The 15,144-nt window shown below is 68.5% G+C and carries 18 protein-coding genes and 1 pseudogene; 7 read left to right on the forward strand and 12 right to left on the reverse strand.

The annotated features are described in order from the left end of the window. Positions 1 to 22: 22 nt before the first annotated feature. The 3 genes from QWM81_RS13185 to QWM81_RS13195 are packed head-to-tail and all read right to left on the reverse strand — an operon-like array spanning position 23 to position 2,282. A complete protein-coding gene (locus tag QWM81_RS13185; RefSeq protein WP_290112029.1) occupies positions 23 to 730 on the reverse strand; it encodes a B3/B4 domain-containing protein in 708 nt (235 codons plus the stop codon). A gap of 39 nt (positions 731 to 769) precedes the next feature. Continuing rightward, positions 770 to 1,417, reverse strand: a complete 648-nt coding sequence (locus QWM81_RS13190) for an FMN-binding negative transcriptional regulator (RefSeq protein ID WP_290112030.1) — start codon at positions 1,415 to 1,417, stop codon at positions 770 to 772. Positions 1,418 to 1,445: 28 nt separating this feature from the next. Beyond that, positions 1,446 to 2,282 carry an EamA family transporter gene (locus QWM81_RS13195; RefSeq protein ID WP_290112031.1) on the reverse strand — a complete coding sequence of 279 codons (837 nt, stop codon included), beginning with the start codon at positions 2,280 to 2,282 and terminating at the stop codon, positions 1,446 to 1,448. A 121-nt stretch (positions 2,283 to 2,403) separates the two neighbouring features. Between QWM81_RS13195 and QWM81_RS13200 the strand changes: the two genes are divergently transcribed. Beyond that, positions 2,404 to 2,979 carry a helix-turn-helix domain-containing protein gene (locus QWM81_RS13200; protein ID WP_290112032.1) on the forward strand — a complete coding sequence of 192 codons (576 nt, stop codon included), beginning with the start codon at positions 2,404 to 2,406 and terminating at the stop codon, positions 2,977 to 2,979. 201 nt (positions 2,980 to 3,180) lie between these two features. Continuing rightward, a complete protein-coding gene (locus tag QWM81_RS13205; protein ID WP_290112033.1) occupies positions 3,181 to 4,095 on the forward strand; it encodes a recombinase family protein in 915 nt (304 codons plus the stop codon). A 95-nt stretch (positions 4,096 to 4,190) separates the two neighbouring features. On the opposite strand, the gene QWM81_RS13210 is transcribed toward QWM81_RS13205, so the two are convergent. After that, positions 4,191 to 5,132 (reverse strand): LysR family transcriptional regulator, encoded by a 942-nt coding sequence (locus tag QWM81_RS13210; RefSeq protein WP_290112034.1) that lies wholly within the window; start codon positions 5,130 to 5,132, stop codon positions 4,191 to 4,193. 98 nt (positions 5,133 to 5,230) lie between these two features. On the opposite strand from QWM81_RS13210, the gene QWM81_RS13215 reads away from it, so the two are divergent. Further along, complete coding sequence (locus QWM81_RS13215; protein ID WP_290112035.1) at positions 5,231 to 5,596, forward strand: YybH family protein; 366 nt, start codon at positions 5,231 to 5,233, stop codon at positions 5,594 to 5,596. An 83-nt stretch (positions 5,597 to 5,679) separates the two neighbouring features. Here QWM81_RS13215 and QWM81_RS13220 read toward each other — a convergent pair whose 3' ends face one another. From QWM81_RS13220 to QWM81_RS13230, 3 genes are read right to left on the reverse strand one after another with little or no spacing between them, the layout of a single operon-like run. Next, positions 5,680 to 7,290, reverse strand: coding sequence for a tyrosine-type recombinase/integrase (locus QWM81_RS13220; protein WP_290112036.1), 1,611 nt, complete (start codon positions 7,288 to 7,290; stop codon positions 5,680 to 5,682). 4 nt (positions 7,291 to 7,294) lie between these two features. After that, complete coding sequence (locus QWM81_RS13225; RefSeq protein WP_290112037.1) at positions 7,295 to 7,627, reverse strand: helix-turn-helix domain-containing protein; 333 nt, start codon at positions 7,625 to 7,627, stop codon at positions 7,295 to 7,297. Next, positions 7,624 to 8,748 (reverse strand): tyrosine-type recombinase/integrase, encoded by a 1,125-nt coding sequence (locus QWM81_RS13230; RefSeq protein ID WP_290112038.1) that lies wholly within the window; start codon positions 8,746 to 8,748, stop codon positions 7,624 to 7,626. Before QWM81_RS13230 ends, QWM81_RS13225 begins: the two co-directional genes overlap by 4 nt. 745 nt (positions 8,749 to 9,493) lie before the next feature. On the opposite strand from QWM81_RS13230, the gene QWM81_RS13240 reads away from it, so the two are divergent. Together QWM81_RS13240 and QWM81_RS13245 are read left to right on the forward strand one after the other, a co-directional pair. Beyond that, the gene (locus QWM81_RS13240; RefSeq protein WP_290112039.1) at positions 9,494 to 9,802 is read left to right on the forward strand and encodes a hypothetical protein; all 309 of its coding nucleotides are present in this window, start codon (positions 9,494 to 9,496) and stop codon (positions 9,800 to 9,802) included. A gap of 66 nt (positions 9,803 to 9,868) precedes the next feature. After that, a complete protein-coding gene (locus QWM81_RS13245; protein WP_290112040.1) occupies positions 9,869 to 10,279 on the forward strand; it encodes a hypothetical protein in 411 nt (136 codons plus the stop codon). A 15-nt stretch (positions 10,280 to 10,294) separates the two neighbouring features. On the opposite strand, the pseudogene QWM81_RS13250 reads toward QWM81_RS13245, so the two are convergent. Both QWM81_RS13250 and QWM81_RS13255 read right to left on the reverse strand, forming a co-directional pair. Beyond that, positions 10,295 to 10,574: pseudogene (locus QWM81_RS13250) on the reverse strand (transposase); the annotation flags it as partial. Positions 10,575 to 10,766: 192 nt separating this feature from the next. Next, positions 10,767 to 11,396 (reverse strand): flavodoxin family protein, encoded by a 630-nt coding sequence (locus tag QWM81_RS13255; RefSeq protein WP_290112041.1) that lies wholly within the window; start codon positions 11,394 to 11,396, stop codon positions 10,767 to 10,769. Positions 11,397 to 11,609: 213 nt separating this feature from the next. Between QWM81_RS13255 and QWM81_RS13260 the strand changes: the two genes are divergently transcribed. Next, complete coding sequence (locus tag QWM81_RS13260) at positions 11,610 to 12,215, forward strand: hypothetical protein (protein ID WP_290112042.1); 606 nt, start codon at positions 11,610 to 11,612, stop codon at positions 12,213 to 12,215. 27 nt (positions 12,216 to 12,242) lie between these two features. On the opposite strand, the gene hemC is transcribed toward QWM81_RS13260, so the two are convergent. From hemC to QWM81_RS13275, 3 genes are all read right to left on the reverse strand, one after another. Continuing rightward, a complete protein-coding gene (hemC, locus tag QWM81_RS13265; protein WP_290112043.1) occupies positions 12,243 to 13,178 on the reverse strand; it encodes a hydroxymethylbilane synthase in 936 nt (311 codons plus the stop codon). 190 nt (positions 13,179 to 13,368) lie between these two features. Continuing rightward, a complete protein-coding gene (locus tag QWM81_RS13270; protein ID WP_290112044.1) occupies positions 13,369 to 13,617 on the reverse strand; it encodes a DUF397 domain-containing protein in 249 nt (82 codons plus the stop codon). Further along, a complete protein-coding gene (locus QWM81_RS13275; RefSeq protein ID WP_290112045.1) occupies positions 13,614 to 14,435 on the reverse strand; it encodes a helix-turn-helix domain-containing protein in 822 nt (273 codons plus the stop codon). Before QWM81_RS13275 ends, QWM81_RS13270 begins: the two co-directional genes overlap by 4 nt. 82 nt (positions 14,436 to 14,517) lie before the next feature. On the opposite strand from QWM81_RS13275, the gene QWM81_RS13280 reads away from it, so the two are divergent. Continuing rightward, positions 14,518 to 14,928 carry a hypothetical protein gene (locus QWM81_RS13280; RefSeq protein WP_290112046.1) on the forward strand — a complete coding sequence of 137 codons (411 nt, stop codon included), beginning with the start codon at positions 14,518 to 14,520 and terminating at the stop codon, positions 14,926 to 14,928. The last annotated feature ends 216 nt before the right edge of the window (positions 14,929 to 15,144 follow it).

Consider the following 15,144-nt stretch of genomic DNA (forward strand, 5'->3'; position numbering starts at 1 on the left):
TGGGATGCCAGGGGGCGCGGTGTCAGAGGGTGGCCTGCGGGTGTGCGGGGCTGAGGTAGTGGATGGTGCTCTGGGCGGAGTGTTCGGTGAGCAGGGCCTGCAATTCGTCGGCGGCAGTGGTCAGGAGGTGGCCGTCGCGGGTGGCGTGGAGGGTTTCCAGGACAAAGGCGACGTGGGTGGAGTTTTCGGTGACGCGGGTGCGGTGGGCATCCCGGTGGTTCCAGTGGCGGGTGAGGACATCGGTGGTGTCGGTGTAGATGATCTCGCCGGGCTTGGGGTTTTCGACGGTGTCGGGTTCGCCGAGCGGGGTAAAGGTCTCGGTGCCGTCGGCGTAGCGGATTTCGGCGTCGCCGGTGACGTGGTCAAGGTCGAAGGCTCCGGCGGGCAGGCCGTGGCGGACGGAGACAGCGTTGTAGGAGTCGACGGCCGGGTTGATCCGAGGCAGGGTGCCCTTCTTCGCCAGGCGGCGGCCGAGGGCGTCGACGCTGGGGCGGATGCGGCGGGGATTGGTGCCGAATGAGCGGTAGGCGGTGTGCCACGCCTCGATGCGCGGGTCGCTCTCGTCGGCGGGGGTCCAGGTGCCGTCGGCGAGTTGGGCCTCCAGGTCCTCCAGAGCCTCGGTGGTATGGGGCCAGGGCTCGCGGCCGTTCAGGCCGGTGGCGGTGACGACGGCGATGAGGGTGTCGGGGAAGGCGTCGGCGACGTCGGGGTTGATGCGGAAGGCGGTCATCGTGGGAGCAGTTCCGTTCGGTGAGCGGGCCGGGGGTGGTCAGGACTTCCACGTGCCGACGCGGTCCAGGCGGCGGAGCTGCTGGGCGGCGGTGGGTGCGTCCAGGGCGGTGCCCCGTTCGGTGAGCCGGCGGGCGGTGTCGGTGCGCTGCTCGGCGGGTTTGTGGTCGTCGTACTTGAACTTCGCGCGGACCTCGGTGACGTCCAGGCGCAGGCCGCGGATGCCGGGCAGCATCCGGCCGTAAGGAGGCTGGTCGGGGTCGATGGGGGCGTGGTCGCCGTCGGGCTGGAAGTGGGCCATCTGCCGGCGCAGCAACTCGGCCTTGGCCTGCGGTTCGTCGACGATGGTGGCCTGGCAGGTGAACTGGACGGCGGCGTAGTAGCTGGTGGGAACGCCGTCGGTGGGCTCGGTGCCGGGCTTGGCGCGCCAGGGGCCCGGGATGAAGGCGTAGTCGCCGGTGACGGTGAAGGTGACGTTCGGGTCGACCTCAATCGTCTTCCAGACGGGGTTGGGCCGGGCGAGATGCACGAGCAGGGCCGTGCCGTCGACGGTGAAATGGGTGGGCACGACGATCGGCGCGTGTCCGAGCAGACCGTTGACGCTCAGGATGCCGAAGTCGTGGCCCTCCGCGATCCAGGTCTGCCATTCAGCGTCGTCAAGGGCTGCGTCCCAGGGCTGGATGAACATCCCGGGCTCCTTCCGTATGGGTGGTGGTTCAGGTGAGGGCGAGAAGGCTGACGGCGACGGCGGCGGTGCCCAGGCCGATCAGCTGGCCCCGGTGGATGCGTTCGGCCAGGACGCTGCGGGCGAGCAGGACGGTGCCGGCCGGGTACAGGGCGGTGATCACGGCGACGACGGCCAGGTCGCCGCTGCGGGCGGCGAGCAGGAACAGCAGGTTGGCCACCGAGTCGAGCACACCGGCCGCCGCCGAGATCCCGTACGCGGGCTTCTCCAAGCCCAGGCGCCGGAACATCACTCCGGCGGCGGCCAGGGTGACGGCGGAGGACACGGCGCGTCCGATGATCAGCGGGCCGACGCCGCTGTCGGAGGGTGCCTGGTGCAGGAAGACCAGTTGCAGGGCGATGGCGGCCCCGGCTCCAAGGGCCAGCAGCAGCGCGGTACGCGAGGGGCGGGCCGACTTCGCGCCGTGCCCGGCGCTGACCAGCACCACGGCGGCCAGCGCCAGCGGCAGGCCGAGCAGCCCGGCCAGACCCAGGTGCTCGCCCTGCACCAGCCCCACGCCGACTGGCAGCATCGCCGACACCAGCGCGGTGACCGGGGACAGCACGTTCATCGGCCCAATCGCCAGGGTCTTGTAGAGCAGGGCGAACGCGGCGGCCGAGGCGACACCGGAGGCCGCACCCCAGGCGAGGGTGGCGGGGGCGAAGGAGGCGCCGAGGAAGGGCCACAGCAGCAGCTCGACGGTGAGCGAGGCCGGGGCCGCGATCATCACGGTGCGCAGGACATGGGCCTTGCGGGCGCCGAGACCGCCGAGGAAGTCGGCGCATCCGTAGGCCAGAGAGCTGCCCAGGGCCAGCAGCAGAGCGATCACAGGTGTACATCCCTTACTATCAATGGAACGACTACACCGTACAACGCACCGACCGTAAGTCGCCAACCGAACGACCGCACGGACCAGTGCAGTGACCCACCTGCTTGGAGGGGTGATAGCGATGACAGAGACCGAGGCGGCGCTGCGGACGCTCGCGCACAACGTCCGTGCGGCCCGCACCCGCGCCGGACTTTCCCTGGACGAACTCGGCCGCCGGGCCAAGGTCAGCAAGGGTGCCCTCGTCGCCCTGGAGAAAGCGCAGGGCAATCCGAACTTCGCCACCCTGGTCCGCCTCGCCGACACCCTCGGCGCCTCCGTCTCCGCCCTGATGGAAGGCCGCCCCGAACAGCGGGTGCGGGTAGTGAGCGCCGACACCGTCATGCCCCTGTGGAAGGGCGAGCACGGCAGCGAGGCCCGGCTCATGCTGACCACCAGCGGACCGGCGGCCACCGAAGTCTGGCGCTGGACACTGGAACCCGGCGAGGAATACCCCAGCCACCCCCACCAGGCCGGTGTGACCGAGACCATCAGCGTCACCAGGGGCGAGATGGTGCTCGTCGTCGACGGCGTCGACTACACCGTCGCCGCCGGACAGACCGCCACCTTCGACGCCGACACCACCCACACCTACCGCGGCATGGGCACTCAGACCTGCCACCTGATCATGACCGTCCACCTGCCCCCGGGAGCCGGGTAGCGTCCCGATGGCCCCAGGAGGCCGGACAACATCCGGCCTCCTGTCGACAAACGATCGTTTGCCGACAGGCGACCGACGCGTTCAATGAACCCGTGCAATCCCGGGTTCACGGCGGCGCGAATCCGATCAGATCCGATGGTGATTGCTGACAGGGTTTGACGACAGATGGGGTCCGATCCTCCGTACGGAAGGGGCCCTTCGGTGGCGAACCTGGTCTACAAGCGGGTCTCGACCGACCAGCAGTCCACCGCCCGGCAGGACCTCGTCCTGGCCGAGGCCGGGATCGAGGACCCGGTCGTCTTCGAAGAGGACCCGGGAACCTCCAGCCGCCTCCACCCGCTCCAGCGCCCGAAGTTCGGCGAGCTGCTGACCTACGCGCGGCCGGGCGACACCGTGCACATCTCCGAGATGTTCCGCCTCGTGCGCGGCAACCAGCACATCCTCGACGTGCTCGACGTCCTGCACCGCGACCGCCTCGCGCTGCGAATCCACGACGGCGCGTTCTCCGCGATGGACCTCACCGCCCGCCACCCCCGCACCGGCGAGCTGCTGTCCACCGTGAAGTTCATGGTGCAGACCCTCGCCGCCGGCGAACTCCAGCGCGACCTGCAGCGCGAGCTGACCTACGACGGACTGCGCGCCGCCGAGGCCAAGGGCAGCAAGGGCGGAAGACGCCCCGCCGTGGCGGCCGCGAAGACCGACGATGTCCGCACGGCGTACCTGGAAGGCCGCTCGATCGCCGCCCTGGCCCGCGACCACCGGGTCAGCCGCGGCGCGATCCGTACGGCCGTCGCCGACCTCCTGCCCGACCGCTCCGCCGCCGAGGAGGACGCGGCCGCCCCGGAGTTGCCGGTCACCCTCGACATGCCGGGCAAGGTCGCCGACTACCTCCGCACCGCGGAGCTGGAGCCCGCCGAGCGGGCCGCGCTCGACCAGGGCGTGACCGTACGGCGCGGCCAGAACTACACCCTGCGCGTCAGCGCCGTCCCCGCCGTGCACCATCAGCTCCTCGCCCGCTGCCAGCCGCTCGACGGCGGCCAGGGTCTCCCCGCAGTCCCGGCACAGCGCAAGGCCCGCCGAGAGTACGAGAACCGGGTCAGCGCACTCACTCCCTGACCATGATCGTTCTCAGCGCCAACCGCTGTACCGATGTTCCCCGAGGCCGCCGAGGCCCGCGAGTTCGCAAAAACTGAAGGCACTTCGGTGCGAACTCAAGGGTCTGTCGCCCTGATGTCAGGGGTAGGCCCGTGGGTTCGCGGTGAAGTCGCGGGGTCGGGCTTGGTGAATACTTGCCGGCTGTGCACGAGCAGTTCTCGCATCCCTGGGCTGTACGTGTTCTTCCAGATCAGGGCGAGCAATGCGGGTGTATCGACATCATCGATGGTGCGGGCGGTGAGCCGGTCGCGGTAGCTCGCGGCCATGGAGTCGCTGAGGACGGCGACGGCGAGCCCGCGGGCGGCGAGGGCGGCAATGGCGTCCGCGGCGCTGGCCTGCAGAGTGATCGCGGGTTGGAGGCTCTGTGCGGCGCAGGCCTGGTCGAATACCGTGCGCAGGCCGGTGCCGGGCGGCATGCACACGATCGGGTAGGCGATCAGGTCGCGCAGGGTGACCCGCCGCTGTTTCGCCAAAGGGTGCCCGGCCGGGACTGCCGCGACGAGCCGCTCGCTGATGATGGTCAGCGCGTCCAGTCCGTCGGGTGTGGCGGTTGCTGCCCCGATGAGTGCCAGGTCGACGGTGCCGGTGCGCACCCCCTTGATGAGCCGGTCGGAGCTGTCCTCCAGCAGCGAGATCTCCACACCGGGATGTGCCTGGTGGAACGCGGCGAGGGCGTCGAATAGCGGGGTGAGGGTGCAGCCGATGACCATCCCGACGGTGATGTGCCCCCGGATCAGGTCGGTCACCTCGCCCACCGCCTGGCCGACTGCCTCAGCGGCGGCTACTGCGACGCGTGCGTGTTCGAGTGCGGCCTTTCCCGCGACGGTGAGGGTGACGGTGCGGGCCGACCGGTCGAACAGCTCGGCTCCGAGTTCCCGTTCCAGCTGGCGGATCTGGGCGCTGACGCCGGACTGGCTGATGTGCACCCGCTCGGCTGCCCGGGTGAAGTTCTGCTCCTCGGCGACCGCGATGAAGTACTCCAGCTGCCTCAGCTCCATGACTGCAGATTCTAGTTTCCAGAAGATTCATCTGTTGGAATTCTGGCCAGTCGGCGGCCACGCTGGGAAGCGTCGAAGCCCGACGTCAGGAGGAACTCATGCCGGAGTACGAGAAGGCCATGCGGCCCGAGGACATCACCCGCTTGTTCGTCGAACGATCCAACGCCGGTGACGCGGCCGGGGTCGCCGCACTTTACGAAGAGGGCGCGGTGATGGCCTACCCACCCGGCGACCAGACGGTGGGCCGGGAGGCGATTCGTGCGCTGTGGGAGAAGGTGCTGGCCAACCGTCCCCGTTTCGAGCAGGAACAGCCGCTGCCGACGGTGATCAGTGGCGACATCGCCCTCACCTCGACTCCTCCGAAGGACGGGGCCGGTGCCCGGGCACAGGTCGTCCGGCGCCAGCCTGATGGAAGCTGGCTGCGCCTGCTCGACCAGCCCGAGTTCGTCCCACCCACCCGCTGACCCCTCGCCTCCGCGAGTTCGCGGAACTGAAGGCTGTTGGGCGTGGCCCCGAGAGGTCGGTGCCCTCAGTGTCAAGGAGTTGATCAGTGGGTTCGTGGTGAAGTTGCGGGGTCGGTTTCCAGGGGCCGTTCCATGAGAGCGCGAGCGGAGCTCGAGTAGCGGATCGCAGTCTTCTCGTCGAGGCCGAAGACCTCCGCGAGGTGGAGAGGGTCGGGGCCTTTGACCATGGCCTCTTCGAGTTGGCGGTCGACGCGGAGCCGCTCCAAGGTCGCGTCCTGTCCGCGCATCGGAGCGCTGATCCAGTGGTTGCTGGCGCGGCCGGTCGTGTTGGCGGTCTGGTTGTTGATCAGCAGGTGGAGGTTCGCTGTGTTCGGCCACCGGTTTCGCCGGTGCTCCAGCCAGTCCAGCAGCACCTTCATGGTGAGGTCGTCGAGCGGGCGGACGCGTCCGGCGATGGTCAGCCGGCGGTTGCCGAGGTCCGCGTCGTCGAGCATGAGGTTGGCGATCTGGGCGACCCGGGCGGCGTGGACCGCCGCGAGGGCGAGGATGAGCCGCGTCGCCGGGGTGGTGGCCGCCGCGACGGAGCGGTCGACCTGTTCGGGGACGAGTGGTTGCAGCACGGCGTACTCGTATTGCCCAACCTTGATCCGGCTGGTGGGGTTGCGGAAGATCAGTCCGTTCCGCTTGGCCCAGGAGAACAGGGAGCGCAGGGCGACGTGTTGGTCGTGGCGCTGGTGGCCGTGCAGTGTCTTGATGTAGGCGAGGACGTCGTCGCGGGTAACTTCCCGCAGGTGGTCGTAGGGGTTCGACCATTCCAGCAGGGCCGGGCGGACTCGGTTGAGGTAGAGCCACACCGTGCCTTCCCGTCGCGGGAGGCTGCGGGGGCCGCCGTTGCGCAGGATATGGGTCCAGCGCTCGGCCTCCGAGCGGATGCCGGGTGCGAGACCCTCCAGCCTCTCGGCGAGCCAGTGTTCGAAGGAGGGTTCGCTGTCGTCCTCGAAGATCCCCATCTCGTCCAGGACCGTGACGGTGTGGCCGACCGGCAGGTCCAGGGCCCGCAGCGGGGCGACGATCTCCGTGTGCCGGATGACGTCGCCCTCGACGTAGCCGGTGAGGACGAGGGCCAGGCCGCGGTTGACGGCGAAGCGGATGTTGCGTCCCCAGCCGCGGGTCTCGGCGAGCCGGTGGGCAAGGTACTTTGCCCAGGCCAGCCACGGGCTGGCCAGGTCGGCGTCGGCCAGGGCGAGCCAGCTGTAGTCACGGGGGATCTGTGCGAACAGCGGTAGCTGCCGCCAGCCGGGATCCGGACGCCGGGCCGGTGCAGGAGGCGGCTTGCGCGGGGCTCCCCGCCGTCCTCCGCGCGTCCGAGCTGCGGGGGTCGGTCTTCTGCGGTAGTGCATCCCGGCGAAGAACAGTTGGTGATGTCGGACGGCGGCGAGCCGGTCCCGCACGTCCCTCTCGTCCGTGGGCTGGCCGACGACGGCCTTCGCACTGAGGCGGGCCTGGCACCAGCACAGGCGGCAGTAGTTCCACTTCAGCGGCTGGACGCGGCGGCAGCCGATGCATGCGGCCGCGTCGTGGCCGCGGCCGAACATGTAGCAGGTGGGGCAGAGGCGGCCGCTGAAGTTTCCCCAGGCCAGGCAGCTGTCGCAGGAGTCGGTGGGTTTGACGTAGCCCTTCGGGAACCGTGCCACCGGATCACTCCGGCGGGAGCGACCGGCCGTCCCGGCGCTTGGGGACCACCTTCGGTGCGGCGGTTCCCGCGCCGACCGCGGCCCGTTCCGTCTCCTCTGCCTGGCCAGGGCGGCGGACCTTCTCCGGTTCGGGGATCAGCAGGTCTCCGATCTCGCAGCCGAGGACCACGCAGATGACGTCCAGGTCCTCCAGCTTGAGCGAGACCGGCTGGCCGGACCACAGCCCGGACATCTTGCCGGCCGAGATCACCAGGCCGTGCTCGGCCAGGCTCCGCTGGAGCTCGGAAGCCTTCCAGATGCCCTTGTTCGCGGCGGTCAGCCGCAGGTTCCACCTCATCGGGCCAGTCCTTCCAGCCGCTTCGCGGCCCGTTCCATCCCGGCGGCCCAGGCGTCCTCGACCCGGGTCTGCTGCACGTGGATATACCGCATGGTCGTGGCGATCCAGGAATGTCCTAAGACCTCCTGGATTGCGAGCAAGTCCGGCCCGTTTCCGTAGAGTTGGGACGCGCAGAAATGCGGCAGGACGTGCGGTGTCAACCTGTCCGTCCAGCTCGGCAGATGAGCCTGGACCGCGTTGTCGAGCCCGTTGCGCAGGGCGTCGTCGCCGACCCGGCGGGCGGAGCCGTCGGTGTTCTTGCGCTCGGAGGGGAACAGCGGGGCACCAGGGCGAGTGTGATCGTCGTCGAACTGGCCCCACACGTCCTCGATGAACCACCGCAGTGTCCGGTCGGCGCCGTTGATCAGCGGAATCATCCGCTCGCGCGGTCCAGAGCCGCGGGCCCCCTTGCCGTGGCGGACGTGGAGCTTGCCGAAGCGGCCCAGGTCCCACTTGATGTCGTCCAGGTCGAGCCCACACGCCTCGCTCACCCGCAGGCCGACCTGGGACATCAACTTCGAGGCGGTGTAGTTCCGGGCGGTCGGGGCGAACTTCCGGCAGGTGGCCAGCTCGCCGCCCCACCCAGTGAACAACGTCTCGATCTCCGGCTCACTCGGCGGGATCCGCAGCTGGGCGTCCTTGGCCCCGCGCGGCCGGTTCATCTCGTCGATCGGGCACTCGACCACCCGGCCGGTCATCCGGTGGATCTCGACCTTGTGCCGCAGCTCCAGGAACATGAAGTACGTGCTCAGCGCCTGCGACCGGCCCAGCCGGGTGCCGCTGGGCGAGTGCCGCAGAACCTTCCCGAAGTACACGTCCGCGTCAGCGGGCTCCATGTCCCACAAGGGCCGGCCAAACCAGGTCCTGATCTGATCCAGGTGACCGACGTCCCCGCGGATCGTGCCGTCCGCCAGCCCCGCCGAGGCCCGTGCGAGGACGAACCCGGACAGCACATCGGTCTCGAACCGCTCCAGCTCCTCCGCCGACGCGGGCGTCCAGTGCTCACGCAGGTCCCGTACAACTGCCAGCGCCGCCAACCCGAGCCCCCTCACCTTCAGCCCGACTGTGGATCGGTCGGACATAGTGAGAACGCTTCAAGAATCCCGAAGTTACGTCATGAGACCTCAGGTCACCCGAAGGGGGAACAACCCCCTGGCCACGGGTACGGAGACTTAGCGGGGCTCAGGGAAACCCAAGGGATGTCGCACAATCCTGCCGTTCTGGGAGAGCGCACGATTTCGTGCCATACATCCGATGTTAGGCCGGTAGTCAGGCTCTGCGGCTACGCCCGCTGCTCGGCCGACTCCTCGTAGGAGAACCGGGCGAGCGGGGCCTCGCGCTGGAAGACGGATCCTGCCCGCACCGCATTCCAGGTCACCAAGCACGCCTGCGACAAGCACGGGAGGCTCGTCGAGGTCACGGATCCGTCAGGGGTGAAGTGGACGTACACGTACGACGTCCGCGGCCGTCAGATCGAGGCCAACGACCCCGACAAGGGGCGGACCAAGTCGACGTACGACACTGGTGAGCGCGTCACGGACGTGCTGGACGCGCGTGGGGTGTCGCTGCACACGGACTTCGATGCGTTGGGCCGTCGTACCGCCCTCAAGAACGGCACTGCCCGCGTCACCGGGATGGTGGACCCGCCGAGCAAAATGATCCCGCCAGCCCGGTACGGGGCCCGTTCCAGGAGCTGGACGGACGGCGAGTGTGTAAGGGATGTTGATGCAGTACGCGGAAGAGCGGTCCTCCGCTGGGATGCCCCGCGTCCGGCAACGAGTGGGGCGCTGCCTGCTGACGTACGTCCTCCTCCATGCGGTGGCGTGGGTGATCATCGGCCTGCTGGCGCCCTGGGCGGAATCCTTCGGGCACGTCATGATGGTCGGCCTTGGCATGCTGGCGCTCGTCGGTACGCCCACGCTGCTGCTCGCGATCGGCGCGGGCCTCGCGCACAAGCGCATGGAGCCTGGTCGGTTCCGGGGCGCGTTGGTGGCGCCGATGCTGGTGTTCACGTTTCCCTGCCTGGCGGCCAGCACGGCTGAGCCCCTGCTGTTCCAGATCATGGTCCAGCTCGCGTTCATCTGCTACCTGATGCCAGTACCACTCGTGCCTGAGAAATGGGTGGGACGGGCCTAGGACCTGTCGTCAAAGTGTGATCGTCTTTTCGGTCTCCTTCGAACGGGGCACGATCATCATGGGCTGATGAGTAGATACACAGAGGTCATCGTCCTGGCGCGAAGGGCTGAAGAGGTCATGGAACCCCTCACCCGCCCGGACGAGGACCGGGACTGGCACCAGTGCTTCACGCGTGTGGACGACGGCATGTTCGACGGGTCGCGCATGCCGTCCGATGAGTGTTACGCGTGGGTTGTCCAGTTCATCCGCCACAACTGGCGCGGGTTGCTGAGCCACCTGGAATCTCTGGCATGGCCGGATCCGCACTCCGTCCAAGTCCTCGTTCGCGACGAGGACGACGACTGCTTCGGCCTTTGGATGATCTACGACGGCAAACTGGTCGAGGTATCGCTGCCGCGCACCGAACGAGAGCCGTTCTCAGCATCCGTTACCGGAGTTCTTTCTCGGACTGACCGTCACGCCGGAGAGTCTCTCTAAGGGTGGTTTCGACTGTCACGCCCACATCAGCAATGACGCGAGGGTGACGGATGCTTGGTAGGAATCGGCGGTCTTGCCGTATCGGGTAGCGATCCCGCGCCATTGCTTCAAGCGGTCGCAGCGCCGTTCCACGACGTTGCGCCGCTTGTAGAGTTCCTTGTCGAAGGCGGGCGAGCGTCCGCCCCGGCTGCCGCGCCCGGAGTCGGCTGCGTATCTGGTCAGCCCGTTCCGGGATGGTGTGTCCGATGCCACGCCCCCGGAGCCAGGCCCGGATGGCCTTGGAGCTGTAGCCCTTGGATGACGGCGGTGAACTGGGTGCAGTCGTTGGTTTTTCGTGCCCCGGCGGCGTGCTGGTGGCCGAACGATCGTGGAGTCAACCGACAGGAGCCAGTCGATGTCTCCGGCAGAGTCCGCCCTTGTACTGACAGGTACTTCAGCGCTTGGCCGGGCCTCCACCAGGTGACCCGGCCCTGGGAGAGGCCACCGCCTATCCCTCCTCGGCCGGCTTCTCATAGGGGAACCGGGCGAGCGGGGCCTCGTGCTGGAAGAAGGTCTTGGCGCGGATCATCGCGCGCTCGTCGTCCCGCACCTGACCGGGCCGGGAGCCGTTGCCGAACAGCACCCCGCCGAAGCGCATCCGCAGGTACGCCGCCGTGTGGTGGAGCGTGGTCACCAGCCCATCGGCGACGACCTCCTCGTCGTGGGCCATGACCGTCACGCCCCACAGGGTCCGGCCCGCCATCCGCTCCTGGAAGTCCAGGCCGGGCACGCCCAGCCAGCCCGACCAGTAGTCGAGGTAGCGCTTGGTCTGCGCGGAGAGGGTGTACCAGTACAGGGGCGAGGCGATGACGATGTCGGTGGCCTCCAGCGTGGCCCGCCGCAGCGCTTCCTCGTTCTCCCCGACCGGCCAGGTATCCGTCTCGTGCCGGCCGTCCTGGAAGTCGGGCAACGGCACCTGTGCAAGGTCCACCCAACGCTGCGGTATACCGGCGGGCAACTGCGCGGCGGCGGCCCGCGCCAGCATCTCGGTGTTGCCCTCGGGGCGGGAGCTGCCGAGGACGAAGAGGAACGAGCGGTCCGTGTCGCGGATCGTGTCACGGGTCGTGTCGGTGGTCATGTCTGCTCCGGTCTGGGACTCGCGGGCGAGGTCGCCGAAGGGGCGTGACGCCGACCGCCGCCCGGGGATGCGGTGAGTGCGTTGTCCGTCTCCAACTCCCGTACAGCGAGCGGTATTCCACGCTTCAGCGGGCCGCTCAACCGACCGGTACTCAGCCGGATCTGGGTAGCACCGCTCAGGAGTCCCGGCGCCACGCTTTCTAGCCTGGCCGGCATGGAGACGGACGAGACACCCACGGACAACGCCCGCACAACGGAATCACGGTGGCCCCAGGGCTGCGCGGTGGCGCTGATCGTGCTCGTCGTCCTCGGATCCCTGGGGCTGTGGGGACTCCACGAGGTGGAAAAGGGGCTGGACGGCTACGGGCAGTTGGAGGGAGGGGCTTCCTACAGCCCGTTGACGCCTGGCACCACCGCGCGGTACGAGGACGGGCTCAAGGTCACCGTCAGCGTGCCGCGGCGGGAGCCGGACGGGCGTACGTACAGCTTCACCGTCACGTACGAGAATGGGACGGACCGGCCACTGACCCCGGGCGACACCTCCGCCGACGCCAGCGTCTCGACCTACGCCCACGGATCGGCCCCTCTCGTCGTACGCGCCGGACAGCGCTACGACGACGACACCCGGCTCGACGACATCGACTGGCTCAACTACCTGGAGGCGGGGGAAAAGCTCCTGCCGCCGCTCGCCGAGGACGAGAGCGTCACCGTGCCGGTGCGCGTGACCGGCAGCAGGAAGGGAATGCCGGTCACGGTGGAAGTGACGCCACCGGACGCCGGCTATCGGGAAACGGCGTCCTGGGAGCTCACACTCGGCTGACCGGGCACGGTCACGCGCAAAGGCCAGTCAGTGCGCGATGGAGTCGATCAGGTCGCGGGCCCCCTGACGCAGAAGTGAAACGGCGACGGATGTACCGAGGGTCGCCGGATCGAGACGGCCTGCCCACTCGTGCGCGTTGAGGACCGTCTTGCCGTCCGGGGTGAACACGCACGCCCGCAGCGACAGCTCCCCGCCGCGCTCCGCCTTGGCATACCCCGCGATGGGGCTGTTGCAGTGCCCTTGCAGGACGTGCAGGAACATACGCTCGGCGGTGGCTTCCCGGTGGGTGTCCGGGTCACCGAGGTCGCTGACGGTCTCGATGAGCGCCGTGTCGCCCTGGCGGCACTGAAGCGCGAGGATCCCCGCACCGATCGGCGGCATCATCACCTCGGGCGACAGCACCTCGGTGATCATGTCGGCGCGCCCGATGCGCTCAAGGCCGGACACCGCCAGCAGCAGAGCGTCCGCCTCACCGGCTGCCAGCTTTTCCAGGCGCCTGTTCGCGTTCCCACGGAACGGCACGCACTGAAGGTGCGGGTGGGATGCGGCGAGCTGGGCAACGCGCCGCACGGAGGAGGTACCGATGCGGGTCCCGGACGGCAACTGGTCCAGGCCGAGCCCACCGGGGTGGACAAGGGCATCGCGGATGTCGTCGCGCTTGAGAAACGCCGCGAACGTCGTACCGGCCGGAAGGGGCCTGTCTGCGGGCACATCCTTGACGCAGTGCACGGCGAGGTCGGCCTCGCCGGCGAGCAGGGCGGCGTCGACTTCCTTGGTGAACGCGCCTTTCCCCTCGACCTGCGACAGGTCACCCATCCACTTGTCGCCGGTCGTCTTCACCGGGACGACCTCTGTGCGGATGTGCGGGTGGAGCGCGGCCAGCTCGGCGCGGACACGCTCCACCTGGGCCAGGGCCATGGGCGAGTCGCGCGAGACGATACGGATCAGCTCAGGGGCGGACATGCCGCCCACGATAGACCCTCAGACTCGCGTCCCGATGAGTAGCCCGGACGACCATCTCAGCGATGTGGCAAGCAGGTTGGGCTGTCCGGGTGCGTGGGCCAGGAACCGGTCCACCCGTTCCTGATGGTCGGAAGGCCATGTCGCCTGCGGCAAGAGGTTCAGCGTGGGACGCGTCATCCATCCGACGACCTCAAGCGCGGTCGAGGTCAAGGTCGTCCAGGAACGCGGACCAGGCGGAGGGGGAGAGGGTAAGCGCCGGGCGGGTGGTGTCCTTGGAGTCGCGGACGTGGACGGTGTGGGGGCAGGCGGCTACCTCGACGCAGTCGCCGCCCTGGTCGCCGCTGTAGGACGACTTGGCCCAGGCGAAGGCGACCTCGACGCACTCGCCCTGCTGGCTGCCGCTGTAGCTGCTCTTGAACCAGTTGAGGTTGGTGCTCATAGCTCGTGTGCCACCTGTTCGATGAGTTTGGCGGAGTCTTCCGGGTTGAGGGCCTGTGCTCGGAGGATGCCATATCGGCCGAACACATTACCTACGTCAGGCTGTTCGCTGAGAAAGTAGCGACCACATTGACCTTCGACGTAGACCAGTTGGCTTCGGCGCTCGGCGGTCTCCAGCAGGATGAACGGGCCGTCGAGACCAGCATGGGTTTGTCTGTCCTCTGGCATCACCTGAATTTCGACGTTCCGCAGTTGTCCCACGTTGAGGATGTGCAGGAGGTTGGCCTTCAGTACCCCGGGTCCTCCAATGGGCCGGGTCAGCGCCGCCTTCTCCAGCACGAAGCTGATGAGGGGTGGCTTGGGCTTGCGCTCGAACAGCGTCTGTCTGGCCAGCCGCGCCGCAATTGACGCCTCGATCTCTTCCTCGTCCAGCGGTGGGCTTGCGCAGCGGAAGACCGCGCGGGCGTAGTCCTCCGTCTGAAGCAAGCCCGGGATCACATGCGTCTCGTATTTGTGGACAGTGGCGGCCTTCGACTCCTCCGCCAGGTAGTCCTCCAGCCAAGCGGCCACACCACTGGCTGTCAGCTCCTCCGCCACCTCCAGCAGTGCACCTTGTGCACCCAGCAGCTCGTCCGCCAGTTCGACGAAGTTGCCCCTCGGCCTGCGCTCGCCGCGCTCGATCATGGCCACTTGGGACTTGGAGTAGCCCGTGTGCTTGCCCAGTGCCTCTTGCGAGACCTTGGCCCGTTCGCGGTGGAAGCGCAGCAGCCGGCCGAAGGCCTTCGCGGCGCCGGGGCTTCCGGTGTTTCCGATGTTCACGCGCGCCCTCCCCAGGTGCACAGCCCGTCACAGAACGTGTGTGGTGCTGGTCACAGTAGACAGGGGCCGCGAAGCTGGTCGCATGAATCCGCGCATTTCACTTGACAGGGTGCCGCCCTGGGTTCCCGCGTCCGGGCATGCTTTGCGGCATGCGGGCGTTCACTTCGATGCCGTACGGATCGGGGGGCTGCTCGGGGAGGAAGTCGCGTACAGGCTCATGGAGTTCACGGACTTCCGGGCCGGGCCGATCGTCCGCGAGGCGACCGGGGAGCGGAACCTGTACTTCTTGCTGCCGCCGCGGACCGCCGCCGCGTACGCGTGGCCGGCCGGGGCGCGGGCGCTGAGCCGGGACGGGCGCAGTAGCGCCTTCGTCGGCATCCCCGCCCTCGACGGGTTGACCTGGCCGCTGGACTGGAGGTCGCGGCCGACCGAGGAAGTGCCGTTCGTGGAACCGGACTTGCTGCATGAAATGGTTGTACGTGCTGCGCGGTGATCGCACACACGCTCCCTGTGCAAACGGAGCGGTCCTCGGTCGTGCGCCAACACCGGCGTTGGACCTGATGTCGTGGGCGATCCGCGCCTGAACAGCGACGCCAAGATCCTCGTCATTTACCTGCAGGGGCCGCCGGGAGCGCGTGCGCCAAGCCCCTCAGTGTCCACTCGGAAGACCTGGGCATGAAGCTCCGATGTTGGCCCCGCTGGAACGCGA

The organism is Streptomyces ficellus, assembly GCF_030406405.1.
Taxonomy (GTDB): Bacteria; Actinomycetota; Actinomycetes; order Streptomycetales; family Streptomycetaceae; genus Streptomyces; species Streptomyces ficellus_B.

Coding starts and splice junctions, on each gene's coding strand:
- QWM81_RS13255 (WP_290112041.1), bottom strand. CDS start 11,396: ATGACCACCGACACGACCCGTGACACGATCCGCGACACGGACCGCTCG.
- QWM81_RS13225 (WP_290112037.1), bottom strand. CDS start 7,627: ATGAGGTGGAACCTGCGGCTGACCGCCGCGAACAAGGGCATCTGGAAG.
- QWM81_RS13280 (WP_290112046.1), top strand. CDS start 14,518: ATGAATCCGCGCATTTCACTTGACAGGGTGCCGCCCTGGGTTCCCGCG.
- hemC (WP_290112043.1), bottom strand. CDS start 13,178: ATGTCCGCCCCTGAGCTGATCCGTATCGTCTCGCGCGACTCGCCCATG.
- QWM81_RS13260 (WP_290112042.1), top strand. CDS start 11,610: ATGGAGACGGACGAGACACCCACGGACAACGCCCGCACAACGGAATCA.
- QWM81_RS13210 (WP_290112034.1), bottom strand. CDS start 5,132: ATGGAGCTGAGGCAGCTGGAGTACTTCATCGCGGTCGCCGAGGAGCAG.
- QWM81_RS13245 (WP_290112040.1), top strand. CDS start 9,869: ATGAGTAGATACACAGAGGTCATCGTCCTGGCGCGAAGGGCTGAAGAG.
- QWM81_RS13190 (WP_290112030.1), bottom strand. CDS start 1,417: ATGTTCATCCAGCCCTGGGACGCAGCCCTTGACGACGCTGAATGGCAG.
- QWM81_RS13230 (WP_290112038.1), bottom strand. CDS start 8,748: ATGTCCGACCGATCCACAGTCGGGCTGAAGGTGAGGGGGCTCGGGTTG.
- QWM81_RS13270 (WP_290112044.1), bottom strand. CDS start 13,617: ATGAGCACCAACCTCAACTGGTTCAAGAGCAGCTACAGCGGCAGCCAG.
- QWM81_RS13215 (WP_290112035.1), top strand. CDS start 5,231: ATGCCGGAGTACGAGAAGGCCATGCGGCCCGAGGACATCACCCGCTTG.
- QWM81_RS13185 (WP_290112029.1), bottom strand. CDS start 730: ATGACCGCCTTCCGCATCAACCCCGACGTCGCCGACGCCTTCCCCGAC.
- QWM81_RS13200 (WP_290112032.1), top strand. CDS start 2,404: ATGACAGAGACCGAGGCGGCGCTGCGGACGCTCGCGCACAACGTCCGT.